The organism is Mariprofundus sp. EBB-1 (assembly GCF_003665155.1).
Lineage (GTDB): Bacteria > Pseudomonadota > Zetaproteobacteria > Mariprofundales > Mariprofundaceae > Mariprofundus.
In genome coordinates, this window is the sequence record NZ_RCFQ01000028.1 from 29,588 (window position 1) to 41,559 (window position 11,972).

The window sequence follows — 11,972 nt, forward strand, 5'->3', positions numbered from 1 at the left end:
GAGTTATAGACTCTAACTATAGATACAATCATATTTGTCCATTAGCCTATTACACTATGCTGTAATCAAACCATATCGAGGAGACAGAATGTTATTTTTTCAGCCAACTGCTGATGATGATCACTATTCGAGTGGCTTTACCGACTCTCTTTGCAGCAAGAAAAAAGAGACCAATCATAACTTAAGACTGATTCTGCTAGCTATCCGACTACAACGTCCAGTAAAAAACCTACCATCTCACCTTATCTCAGCTGAACGCATCACCCGAAAAAGTCTGGCTCAGGAGTATTATTCTGAAGGTAACTCCAGCAGCGAAGAAGCCGCCTATAAAATGGCAGGCAGACATTTAAGTTACATGGATGATATTTTCGGTCTGGAAGGTAATAAAAGTGGCTTTGTGATGGCACGACGATTTGAAACATTTCGCAGCATGTTTGAGTTCTGGTTAGAAACAATAGGAGATCCCGGTCGCTCTGATAAACGTTTACATGTAATGCTTCAAGGCCTGCTACGGGCCATTGATAACGGTTTTAGACATGATCCTATCTGCGTGTCGAGCCTTGCCCGGCAATTGCAGAAGGAATACGGACACAAAAATATCAGGGACATCAAAGAACCACTCGAAGAGCTATTTAGTGAAGAGACACTATCCTCTTATCTGGTTCTATATGAAGATAATGATAACACCTTTAAAATCGGTAAAGAATATGATCCGCTTCTACTACGCTGGCGTGGACGAAATGAAGTAGGCGATAATCATGATATATCCATTAATCTGGCTATGGCCGGTCGTATCCATGCCCTCTTTGAAGACCACACCAGACAGCTTGAAAGCAGTGCTAAATTAAGAGCTCGTATTATTGCTCAAGCAGTGCGTCAGTCTATGATTTGGCAATCTGAAGATGGTAATATGATGATTCCCTATATCTTTTACAGAGAAGGTGAACAGGGGCCGTTACTCCTCACCCTTTTTAATATGGAACAAGGTGAATATATTGACATCCCTTTCGAATCGATTCATTCGGTTCCTGATGCTCCCTGCCGTAGTTTCAGGCCCTATGAAATGCCCGAAGCCTTATGGATGCAGTTTCAACAGCTGGCTTCTTAATTCCGATGCAGCTACTTCTTACCATCTTCGCTATTACTATATTGATTATTGCAGTTAAAACAGCCTGGATAGTTTGGCACCTGGAACAACACCCGCACATGGAACCACTGACTCTTGCCAGGCCAACTATCGCCCCTTTCATAGAAACAATGACTGAACAGATTAGCAAAATTGCTGAAATCACAGCACCTTCAATCTATATTTTACGTTCACAACACCCAAATGCGTTTATTTTTTCTCCATTCAAAAGACGGCGCCTTATTCTCACCGACGAACTGCTTGAAGAGGCGGATCAACGATCAGATGGCGTAGAGTTTCTCAAAAAAATCATCTGCCATGAAATCGCTCATATCGCACTAAAACATGGCCCACGCCTCTACATACTAAAGCTCATGGAAGATATGATACCAGTTACCCGCTTCCACAATTTAACTAAAAATCGCCTGAATACGATTGAAACTGAAGCAGATCAACTGGCCGAGACTCTTTTCGAAAAGCTAAGTACAACAAATCCAGAATAGATCAACTTGAAAAAGCTTAGGACGACTCTTCTTCATGATATTCAAGCAAATCACCTGGCTGGCATTCAAAGAACTTGCACAATGTATCAATTGTATCTGTGTTAGTGTTATAGCCAGGGATATTTGCAATTCTGGTAAGCGTTGCACGGGCAATCGCCATAACTTTACACATTGATGAATTAAGTATTCAGGTGTTCAAGTCTGGGAGTGTCAAACTCTTCGCTGAGATTGAGCCAGTATCGAGTCCCTTTAAGTCGCCCCGTTTTAACCATTGCCCCCAACTCAACTAATGACTGCAAATCTCTCGTTGTCGTTGCAATCGGTGCGCCTGTAATCTGCATGTAGTTTTTTGCTGACATGCCGCCTTTAAAACCGTCCATTCCTTCTGCAAATATCCGGAGTAGAGCCTTCTTCTGTCGCTCATTAATCTGACCACGAACACGGTCAAACAGTTGGGCCTTCTCTACGATGAAGCGTACCAGCTTTTGTGAATGCGCTGTTGCATCAAGAGCGGCCCTGGCGAAATAGAACAACCAGTTGTCGACCGACAGCTGCTTTTGATTTATTTCCAGCTGCCTATAATATTCAGGCCGCTCCTTCTCAATAACATGCGAGAGAGCAAAAAGCCCTGGTTTACCAATTGATTGTGCCAGAGCTTTTTCACTCAAAGCTCGGCCAATTCTGCCATTACCGTCATCAAAGGGGTGGATCGCTTCAAAGTAGACATGTGCAATACCAGCGCGAGTTAGAGCTGGCAATGGGTTATTGCCATCCGGTGCCGAATTATTGAACCATTGGATATACGTATCCATTTCAGCAGGCACGCGATCCGCAGGTGGAGCTTCATAATGAACTTTCTCATTACCTTCGTATCCGGATACAATCCGCATCGGCTCAGGGCTGGTTCGATAGATGCCGATATCCCTGACCAGCAGAGATCTTGTTACTATGCATGGATGCCACTCAAACAGACGCTCATGCGTTAACGGTTCATCATATGAGCGATAGTTATCCAGCATGACGGCCGCAACCCCTCGCTCCTTGTCATTTGCCTGACTCATCCTGTCATCCAGAGCAAACCCAAACTGTCGCAGCAGAGATGATGCAACGCTATCCCGATTCAATATCTCGCCCTCAATACGGGAGCTCTTCAGCGCCTCTTCGCTCATGAGATCAATCGTAAACCTCTGACGTTGTTCTTCTGCGACAATCTCAGATGCGCCAATAAGTTTTGCAGACTCCTTTATGAAAGAATCTTCAAGCGCCTGCAAAGCAGAAGTGTCATATTCAAAGTGGGGCCAGTTTTTATGTTGCCAGTTCCATTTCATGATGAATAAGGCTGGATATATTAATCATATAAGTCAATAATATGATTAATATACAGAAGGGTTATTAATCATCTCAGCAAAAATGCAGCATCAGGTATATCAACTTGTAGCTTTTAGCTTCAAAAAGATCTCAAATTTACAACAACAATAGTCAGGTTTTTGTGCCCATCTTGCGCCCAAATAATCAATTTCATATGCCATTAATAGCATCGAATTACCAAATCACAAACACCATAATGTATTGTTTTTAAAGATATTTATGTAGAATAGCGTGACATTATAGACATTACGTTTCAAGCTTCGGAGGCCGACGCTCTATCCAGCTGAGCTAAGGGTGCATGTTAGAAATATTGAATGTGCTCGCGAATGCTAATGGCCAATCATGAAAATGAAACAATACATATTCATTCAAGGAGCAAACATCGGCTTAACGCAGCAACTGACGGAATGTTAGCACTATCGCTAAAAGGCTGAAACGTAGCCAAACAGCAACGATCACACTCCACATTAATGGCAGCGGGTACTGGTGTCGAAAAAACTTTTTATAAAAACGGACCATACCTTTATGTTTGTGCCACTCGACACGAACTGCCCGCCCTTCACTGCATACGCCTTTGGCATGCGTCACTTCAACATCAGGTACAAACAAAATTTTCCAATGCTTTTGTCTAAAGCGCATGCACCAATCAAGATCTTCACAGTGCAGAAAGTACCCTTCATCCATAAGGCCAACGTCTTCCATAGCCTCACGCCGCACCAACATAAAAGCACCGGAAATTGCTTCCTGCTCTTGCGAGTCAGCAGGTAATGGTTCCAGATGCAAAAGCATCCCTTTATCCCTCAAAAATGGAAATGGTATATCAAGATGCAAGACCCTGGTCAGCGTACGTGCCGGTGTTGGAACGCGACGCCGGCACCCGCATTGCTCAGAACCATCGGAGTTCAGTATCAAACACCCGCCCATTCCAGCTTCAGGGTGTGTTTTCATTTCGGCTAGCATAGACTCAATCGTATCCGGTTTGATGATACAGTCGGGGTTAAGAAAGAGGATATAGTCACCTGCCGTCACTGGGAGAGGAATGTTTGATGCTTTTGCAAAACCAAGGTTTTCGTTATTAAGAATAATGTGCAGCCGATCATCTGAGACCTTATTTCTAAGATGCTCGATGCTACCATCAGCACTGCCATTATCAGATACAAATACTTCAACAGGAACAGTAGAAGACAACGCTGCATGAACGCACTGCGTAAGCAGTGATCCACAGTTATAGTTTACAATAATGACAGATATATAAGATTCACTCATAAGAGAGCCTTAAGCTACCGCAAGCCCATTGCAAACATCAACATTGGGTCAATGAGGCGCGGTGAAAAGAAAATTCATATTTTTTCGGCTTGCCTATAATGGGACGCTCTATTAAGAAATGGCCGCTCGATAAAATGCCATGAGAGAAATGCCATAGTAAACACCCCACCAAACAAAATTAATAATGTTAGGTATGGAGATGCGGCGACTATACCCGTAGCTATCAGTAACTGGATAAGAGGAAAGTGCCAGATATAGATACCGTATGAAAAGTCCCCCCAGCGCCCCCAATTTCCTAAATATTTTAGTGTCGTGGCAAAAGAAATAACGAGGATTGCCAGCATCATTGGATAGATTGGATAAAGGAATTGCCATTCGCGGGCAGCTAAAAAACCACATGCAGCGATAAGCAGGAGTGGGAACCTGTAAGAGTAGAATCGATCAAAATAGAAAAATAGTAAAGACCCTGCCATGAAGAAAGCTAGTTGGCCGGGAAGTTGCCTCTCAAGTATAAGATAAAATGAACCGCCTTCATGTGAAGCCATCCACTGCATTCCTGCAGAATAAAGAATCGAACCTGCATAGACTGTAAGCATCACCTGCCAGTGACCTAATCTTCTCATCAGCAGAACCAACAATGGCAACAACAAGTAAAACATTACCTCAATTTTAATTGTCCATAGGGCACCATTAACCGCCTGTATCCGATTCTCATCGAAGAGACCTGGAAGCTCGGGTGACAGAAAATTCAAAAGAAAAAGATTGGAAACAATATACTTGACCCATTCTCCACCAAAGTACTCCCTTGCAGAAACCACAGAAAAAATCACAAGTAGTATTGCCGGCAAAATAATCACAGTTAAATATGCAGGATAGATTCGACATACACGCTTCTCGAAATATTGTTTGATTGATCGTGACTTTTCGAAACTCATGGCGATAAGAAACCCACTGACGACAAAAAAGCCATCCACCGCCAATTCAGCATTCAGAAATTTCGGCAGCATGGAAAATACGGTTTCACGAGTCAAAACCCAAAGGTGATATCCGACCACTACCAGTGCCAGCAACAGGCGTAAAAGATCGAAGTTGTTAAGCACTGCAGGGAGCCGACAATCCAACTTAGGCATCACACTGACCCACCAAGCCATTGAATTGATGACAACAAATCATTAACCCTGACTTTTTTCAAACAGCACATAGATACAGTACTGTGACAATTTATTCTCAAGCCAGGGCATATGCAGTGGCATATGGAATGATCTACATTTAATGCAGCCATAATGCGCAAGTAGCGCGATCAGATCTTCTTCGGAATAAAAACACTTGTGATCTGGATCGGAAGCATACCCTTTCATTCCCGGCACACCGACAAGCAATCTTCCTCCGGGACGTAGCACCCTCAAAACCTCGTGAATAACACCATTAACCTCTTGCTGAGGAATATGTTCCAACACATTATCCATCACGATGCTGTCAAAAGCGCAATCATCGAATGGGGTACGTCCGTTCTCGATCAACTCCGCCTGCAAGCCTAATCCACGGCAGTACTCAACATTATGAAAATTGATGTCCGCTCCGACAGTACCTGAGAAGAATTTGAGGAAATCGCCAATTCCGCAACCAAAATCTAAAACTTCACCGGTAAGGCCTGATGAAATTTTAGGATACAGATAATAGTTTCGATAGAAGGCACCTAATCTAGAGCGCTCTTTTAGATAGGTGTAATAGCGATCATGTTCAACAGGAGTGTTCATTTATATACTCACATGTGACGATCATAAAGTTTCTTCCAAGTAGTAAATGTTTCTTTAGTAATCCCATGCACCTCACAGAGCTTTTCCAATACCATTCCTCGCTCATGGTCTCTCAATGCTTTAGAAATAGGAGTGCCTCTGGATGTTGCGCGAAACCATCTTGCCTTGCTTCTCTCCTCATCAAGCCTGATGATAAGATCCTGCAGATCAAAACCATACTTTCCTGCCATCGATGCAATTTCCTCTGCACTGTCCGGATAATCAACATGATACTGTTTTTGTTCAGCACGAATCACTCGTAGATTCTCTTCAATATTTTCAGGTGTTAATTCGCGCCCAAAATCAACTGGTACACTCTGATCGTTATTACTAAATATGCGCGACAAAATCATATCGCCCAAGATTGGAAGATAGTGAGTCGAATCTCTGTAGTAATGTTCACCTTCAGATAAAATATCATCCGTAGTCATTGAATTATAGCCACTGAAATCCCACAGCGGATTTTTATATTCTTCTTCCTTAAGTATCCGAACCAGCTCCCGCTTCCATTGCTCAAAGATAGGCCAAAGCCCCAAGACTCTGATGATCTCCTGATGTCTTGCATGAGGTGGGGAAATAAACAATCGCAGATCAATGTTGTGCTCTCTACAATACACTACAATTTTACGAAACTCTTTCAGGCTCGATGCCCCTGTATCCGGCCTGTTAAATGCGTACTCTCTCTTTCTACCTGCAAGATACACATATTGAAAATAAATCTTTTCCATATTCATGAAACTTTGATGTTCTTTTCCTTTCCATATCGGCCCAACAAACATTCCCGTTTCACTGGTCATAATTGGATTTTTATTTTTGGAAGTAACTGTTTTATAAGAGGCCTGTAAAGCATCTATTGACAGCAAAGAAGCCGCAATAATTTTCATATCAAAATGTCGATTTTGGCTACCGTCATCATTTACAGTTAAAAAATCGCCACGATAATCAGGTGCCTGTTGCCGGAAGACGTTAAATGCAAAAAAGTCCAAACCGAATACAACCTGTTTCAATGGATGTAATATCTGCGCATGTTCTAAAAAACGACGCGTAACAAATATATTTGCCCCCGCAAGAGCAAGATTATAACGGGGCTGAACAGTGCCGGACCATGCATCGGAACTAGGGTCAATTCCAAAAGCTGCCCGAGATGTTCCTAACACAACGGCTTCAGGTTTAACTTGAGCCACTTTGAATGATTTATGCATTTTCACACTGTTTACCATTTCAGGCTTTGGCCAACTAACCTCCTCCATCTTCACCAGAGGAAACAGGCCATACGGATCAACAACCGCATTGAACAACACTAAAAAAAGAAGTGTAGAAAAAGCGCCTATATATACTTTAAGATATCTACTCACATTTCACCTAAAACTGAAAATACAGGAATTCACTGATATGTGTAAGCTTTAAAATCGAAACGATCATCAATACCGAACCAAACAGTGCCCATAAGACTGTTCTCCGAAACTGAACCAAAGCCCGTAATTGATGTGGAATCCACTTACTATTCCATATCTCTTGTTCTTTAACATAACCAGTCCATTGAAGTACGTTAGGCATCAACCAGACAAGCACAGAAAGACCTGCGAACCAGACAAAGACCTGATACAACATCCTACCTGGGAATAATGTTGTTCCTAATATCGATACATGCTGCAGGCCAAACATGGTAGATAGAATAAGGTTAGCCGACTCAAAACTCTCTGCACGGAAATAAACCCAACCTATGACAATCGCCAGAAAAGTAATTCCTCTTGCTAGCACTCGCCCAAAAAAAGTACTTTTCTCCAAATCATGCCCCAACAATCTGCGCATATGGTGCCATGCATGATTAACAATAAGATAGCCACCATGTAATAAGCCCCAAAATGCGAATGTCCAACCGGCTCCGTGCCACAAACCACCCAGCAGCATGGTTATTAGCAAGTTGGTGTAGCGGCGCACCTCTCCTTTGCGATTACCACCAAGGGGGAAATAGAGATAGTCTCTCAAAAATCTGGAAAGAGTCATATGCCACCGGCGCCAGAAATCAATAATATTGACTGCCTTATAAGGTGACATGAAATTTATCGGCAGACTAATTCCGAACATCAACGCTATTCCAATAGCCATATCGGAATAGGCTGAAAAATCAAAATATAGCTGAAAGGAATACCCCAGAGACCCTATCCACGCATCAATAACAGTAATACTCTCTTCTGCAGATGCAGCCTGAAATACCGGCGTTGAATAACGCGCAACTCCGTCCGCCAAGAATACTTTCTTAAAGAGTCCTAAACTAAAAATGGCAAGACCTAACTCCATTTTTCCAGCATTAAATCTAAATGTTTCAGGTTTTGAAAATTGCCGCATCATTTCGCCATGGTGAACAATTGGCCCTGCTATTAGTTGAGGAAAGAAAGTGACAAAAAGAGCATAGTGTAAAAAGCTATGTTCTTCTGTTTTTCTCTGATAGGCATCTACCAGATAAGCAATCTGTTGAAAGGTGAAAAATGATATCGCAAGAGGAAGAATAATATTATCTAAATTAAATGATGCCCCAGTTACATCATTGACAGTATTCACAAAAAAATTCGCGTATTTATAATAGCCTAGCAACATAATATTAGCCACTACACCAATAGTCAGCAGCGTTCGTCTCACCCGTCTACCAGACAAAGCTAAACCCATACCGTAATTAAATAGCATAGATAGTAAAATCAACCATATATATAAAGGATTCCACCAAGCATAGAAAAAGAGCGAAGCCAGAACCAACCACAGCATAGCAATTTCATGTCCGAAACGTTTACCAAGAATATAAAACGCGAACAATGCCACTGGAAGAAACAGAAATATAAATTCATGCGAATTAAATAGCACGTCTGGCCTCTAACAACTTATGACTTTTTTCAGCTTTTTTCATTTACGGCTTCCTGATCGACCATGCATAACTATATAATGTCTGATCTATTCTCGTCACTTCTTCCAAAAGTTCTACTGCCAAGCCTGACAAATCGTTAACCGAAGGGCGATATCCACTTGCATTCGTTATTTCATTAACTTCCGGAACAGGTATACCAAGTTTGGTAAGGATAAAACTTCTATCATCCTCAAACGTTTCTGTAAATCCAACGTGAGAAAGCTTTTCTAGGTGTGCTACCGCCAAGTCTTGCATCTCCGCTTCACCAAATGAATAATAATTCCGATCAGTCCCATGCCCATACCCATGAGCCAGTTGCCACGCCTGATTATTACACACCGCTGTTTTAAGCGTGTTAGGCTTTAATGCATACTCAAGAAAACCCTCAATACTCAGCTCTTGAGCCAAACGATAAGGCTCAAAATCATTAGGGTTTTGTTTTTTGCAATAGTGATAAAATGAAAGGACCCTTTGAACAGGATCTCTCAGAAAAGTAAAAGAGAATCTACCGGGCATAAGATGGCGAGCAAATTCATAACCAAAATGACCGGAAACAAAGTTGACCTTCTGAAAACATTCAGCTCTGATCCCACTATAATCACCATGACTGATGACACTATCACCATAGTATTTGCGCGCCAAATCCACAATTGACGATCCGGCAGTTTTCTGGATGTGTAAAAACACAACTGGCAACAGTTTTTTATTTTTTTTAAAACAAAAGTTTACCACCTGACATCCTTATCCATACCGAAGACTTTCTTATCACGCATCTAATGATTGATTTGATTTACCGATAATACCCCTCCCTCTTCTCCGTGCTTTGCTGTAATGCCCCTGATTCAGATCGGTCAGCCACCTTACATTCAAACAAGCTTCCAGCGAATTTTCATGAACAACATTTTTCAGCATACCTGAATTCGAAAGAGTAATATTCATTCTCATAACCGTCTGTAATTGCATCATAACTTCGAACCTGCCACATCACTTATTGCCTTAAGGTAAGAGAACTGGTTCTTTTCATCCGGTTCCAGATAAGTACTTTCAGCCCATTCATTCCAAGCATTAATGAAAACAAACGGCTCAGGAATATCTCGTTCAGGCATAGTCTGCAACAGTTTATCTAACCAGAAGGTGAATTTTTCAGGAGATGCCCCCTTAAATATTGTTGCTTTATTCTTATAGCGCGCCGTATTATCCCAATCGACAAATGCCCCCGGATAAGTGGTCAAATCAGGTTCCCTACGAACCTTAACAACCTCCGCCCATACACGGTCATAATCATAGAATGTCAGCTCGTTCACAAACTTTGATCGCAAGGCCCGTAGCAAGTCCTGAGCACCCTCGGGAAGCCTGCGAATCATTTTAAACCACGTACTATGACGTATAGATCCAGGGTCAAATTCCGGAGAATAAATGGCCTCAAAAGGCTGAAATTGGAAGGCTGCATCAAACCCTTTCAGACACTCACGCTTAGGCATCTCATACTGTTTCTGAAAGATAAAATACAATCCTTTCAAACCATGTGCTACAGCTAACTCTTTCCAATAGTCGAGCATATTTTCAATTTCCGGAATATTTTGTGGTCTGTAGATAACAAAAACCGGTTTTCCATCCACACAGATTGCGCGTTCATCACTCCATGCCCGAATCAGATAATCAAAATGTAGCTTCCAGCGTTCCTTACATGGAGGGTGAGTCTGCTTCATCAATATATGGTGATCACGGCCATCCCAGCGTTTTGACCAAGTTTCATTTGCCCACGATAAACAAAAGGGCATGTTGATATCTTTGTTCCCTAACATCAAATCTGTAGGTGTTTCCAATAGCTGTTTACCATCAAACCAATAATGATAATGGCAAAAACCATGAATCCCATGGGATTTAGCCAAGTCAGCCTGCCAGATAAGTGTATCCATATCGGACTGATCATAATGATTTTTATCCAGGGGGATGCGTGGCTGGTTATGCCCTTCAAACAAAGGCTGTGCTGCCTTCACATTTACCCAATCAGTAAACCCTTCGCCCCACCATTCATCATTTTCAGGAATTGCATGCAGCTGAGGAAAATACATTGCAATCAGCTTTGCGCGTTTGTCCATATCCATTCTAATCCACCACACCTTTCATATTATAAACCACAAGCAGAAGAATCACTTTCGACCAAGTATACTGCGAATACGCATTCTGGTTGCATCACTTAAATACTTTCTTGCAATCCGCCTGGCAAAATTCTCTACAGTTTGAGACGAGCATAAATTGTCTGCGTTTTCAACGGGAACCGACATCAAATCAATAGCAGTGTCGGTACGCGAACTGGCAACAGCCCGAATCACAACCTGATAAACCTGCCCGTGCTTGTGCTTTTGCAAAGTCGACTTCACATCTCCCGCAAGAGCGGCCCATTTCCCGGCAAATTCACTATCTTTCGGTCGGGTAATAACAAACTGTGCATCCACGATTTTCAACCCTGCATCTGCAAACAACTGCTGCATATTCTTCAAACCGAAAAAACGGATATGTGTCCGATCCAACAGTCCCCAGTCACCATATTGAAAATCTTCATCTAGAATACATGCGATTACAGCATTATGACCCACATGAGGCAGTGAGATCACAACCTCCCCATGCAAGCCTGCCAATCCGGCCATTGCAGATAATACTGCCAGGGGATCATAAACATGCTCCAACACATCTGCCGCTACGATAACATCAAAAGGTTTTTCACCTGACAGTTGCTCAGGCCATGCCTGATCATTGAGATCAGTTTTATAAACCTTTTCGCAAAACTGCGTCAACTTCACAATAGCCGCGTCATCGATTTCAAGCCCAGTCACCTGACAATTGCCTGCGCCTTTCAACATTTTGGTTATTGAACCCGGACCCGCTCCGACTTCAAGTACCCGCTTATCATCTCCAACCATACGAACTACACGAGCAGGAGCCGTATCCCCATTCAGGTCAACGTCATACTCATAATTATGCCGATCATTATTCTTCAACTGCGTTTCCAC

13 protein-coding genes are annotated in these 11,972 nt (G+C 42.3%); 2 read left to right on the plus strand and 11 right to left on the minus strand.

Features of this window, described 5'->3' with window-relative positions:
- Positions 1-88 precede the first annotated feature (88 nt).
- Positions 89-1,108 carry a hypothetical protein gene (locus tag D8Y20_RS10820; RefSeq protein WP_121543626.1) on the plus strand — a complete coding sequence of 340 codons (1,020 nt, stop codon included), beginning with the start codon at positions 89-91 and terminating at the stop codon, positions 1,106-1,108.
- The gene (locus tag D8Y20_RS10825; protein ID WP_121543628.1) at positions 1,078-1,629 is read left to right on the plus strand and encodes a M48 family metalloprotease; all 552 of its coding nucleotides are present in this window, start codon (positions 1,078-1,080) and stop codon (positions 1,627-1,629) included. Before D8Y20_RS10820 ends, D8Y20_RS10825 begins: the two co-directional genes overlap by 31 nt.
- A gap of 16 nt (positions 1,630-1,645) precedes the next feature.
- On the opposite strand, the gene D8Y20_RS14055 is transcribed toward D8Y20_RS10825, so the two are convergent.
- The 11 genes from D8Y20_RS14055 to D8Y20_RS10880 form a co-directional block, all read right to left on the minus strand.
- Complete coding sequence (locus D8Y20_RS14055) at positions 1,646-1,801, minus strand: helix-turn-helix transcriptional regulator (protein WP_121543630.1); 156 nt, start codon at positions 1,799-1,801, stop codon at positions 1,646-1,648.
- A 7-nt stretch (positions 1,802-1,808) separates the two neighbouring features.
- Positions 1,809-2,957 (minus strand): Fic family protein, encoded by a 1,149-nt coding sequence (locus tag D8Y20_RS10835; protein ID WP_121543632.1) that lies wholly within the window; start codon positions 2,955-2,957, stop codon positions 1,809-1,811.
- Positions 2,958-3,384: 427 nt separating this feature from the next.
- On the minus strand, positions 3,385-4,263 hold the full coding sequence (locus D8Y20_RS10840; RefSeq protein ID WP_121543634.1) for a glycosyltransferase family 2 protein: 879 nt from the start codon (positions 4,261-4,263) through the stop codon (positions 3,385-3,387).
- A 74-nt stretch (positions 4,264-4,337) separates the two neighbouring features.
- Positions 4,338-5,414, minus strand: a complete 1,077-nt coding sequence (locus D8Y20_RS10845; protein ID WP_121543636.1) for an acyltransferase — start codon at positions 5,412-5,414, stop codon at positions 4,338-4,340.
- 21 nt (positions 5,415-5,435) lie between these two features.
- Positions 5,436-6,020, minus strand: coding sequence for a bifunctional 2-polyprenyl-6-hydroxyphenol methylase/3-demethylubiquinol 3-O-methyltransferase UbiG (locus tag D8Y20_RS10850; protein ID WP_121543638.1), 585 nt, complete (start codon positions 6,018-6,020; stop codon positions 5,436-5,438).
- A gap of 8 nt (positions 6,021-6,028) precedes the next feature.
- A complete protein-coding gene (locus tag D8Y20_RS10855) occupies positions 6,029-7,414 on the minus strand; it encodes a hypothetical protein (RefSeq protein ID WP_147434062.1) in 1,386 nt (461 codons plus the stop codon).
- A gap of 7 nt (positions 7,415-7,421) precedes the next feature.
- Positions 7,422-8,876, minus strand: coding sequence for an MBOAT family protein (locus D8Y20_RS10860; RefSeq protein ID WP_201265625.1), 1,455 nt, complete (start codon positions 8,874-8,876; stop codon positions 7,422-7,424).
- Between the two features lie 85 nt (positions 8,877-8,961).
- A complete protein-coding gene (locus D8Y20_RS10865; RefSeq protein WP_121543644.1) occupies positions 8,962-9,690 on the minus strand; it encodes a sulfotransferase family 2 domain-containing protein in 729 nt (242 codons plus the stop codon).
- A gap of 33 nt (positions 9,691-9,723) precedes the next feature.
- Positions 9,724-9,924 (minus strand): hypothetical protein, encoded by a 201-nt coding sequence (locus D8Y20_RS10870; protein WP_121543646.1) that lies wholly within the window; start codon positions 9,922-9,924, stop codon positions 9,724-9,726.
- Positions 9,921-11,060, minus strand: coding sequence for a glycoside hydrolase family 99-like domain-containing protein (locus tag D8Y20_RS10875; protein ID WP_201265626.1), 1,140 nt, complete (start codon positions 11,058-11,060; stop codon positions 9,921-9,923). The genes D8Y20_RS10870 and D8Y20_RS10875 overlap by 4 nt, the downstream gene beginning before the upstream one ends.
- 51 nt (positions 11,061-11,111) lie before the next feature.
- On the minus strand, positions 11,112-11,972 hold an 861-nt coding region (locus D8Y20_RS10880), incomplete at its 5' end, for a bifunctional 2-polyprenyl-6-hydroxyphenol methylase/3-demethylubiquinol 3-O-methyltransferase UbiG (RefSeq protein ID WP_236075402.1).

What these genes read in the sequence shown, in the direction of transcription:
- D8Y20_RS10820 (WP_121543626.1), top strand. Translation starts at nt 89, where the DNA reads ATGTTATTTTTTCAGCCAACTGCTGATGATGATCACTATTCGAGTGGC.
- D8Y20_RS10825 (WP_121543628.1), top strand. Translation starts at nt 1,078, where the DNA reads ATGGATGCAGTTTCAACAGCTGGCTTCTTAATTCCGATGCAGCTACTT.
- D8Y20_RS14055 (WP_121543630.1), bottom strand. Translation starts at nt 1,801, where the DNA reads ATGTGTAAAGTTATGGCGATTGCCCGTGCAACGCTTACCAGAATTGCA.
- D8Y20_RS10835 (WP_121543632.1), bottom strand. Translation starts at nt 2,957, where the DNA reads ATGAAATGGAACTGGCAACATAAAAACTGGCCCCACTTTGAATATGAC.
- D8Y20_RS10840 (WP_121543634.1), bottom strand. Translation starts at nt 4,263, where the DNA reads ATGAGTGAATCTTATATATCTGTCATTATTGTAAACTATAACTGTGGA.
- D8Y20_RS10845 (WP_121543636.1), bottom strand. Translation starts at nt 5,414, where the DNA reads ATGGCTTGGTGGGTCAGTGTGATGCCTAAGTTGGATTGTCGGCTCCCT.
- D8Y20_RS10850 (WP_121543638.1), bottom strand. Translation starts at nt 6,020, where the DNA reads ATGAACACTCCTGTTGAACATGATCGCTATTACACCTATCTAAAAGAG.
- D8Y20_RS10870 (WP_121543646.1), bottom strand. Translation starts at nt 9,924, where the DNA reads ATGATGCAATTACAGACGGTTATGAGAATGAATATTACTCTTTCGAAT.
- D8Y20_RS10875 (WP_201265626.1), bottom strand. Translation starts at nt 11,060, where the DNA reads ATGGACAAACGCGCAAAGCTGATTGCAATGTATTTTCCTCAGCTGCAT.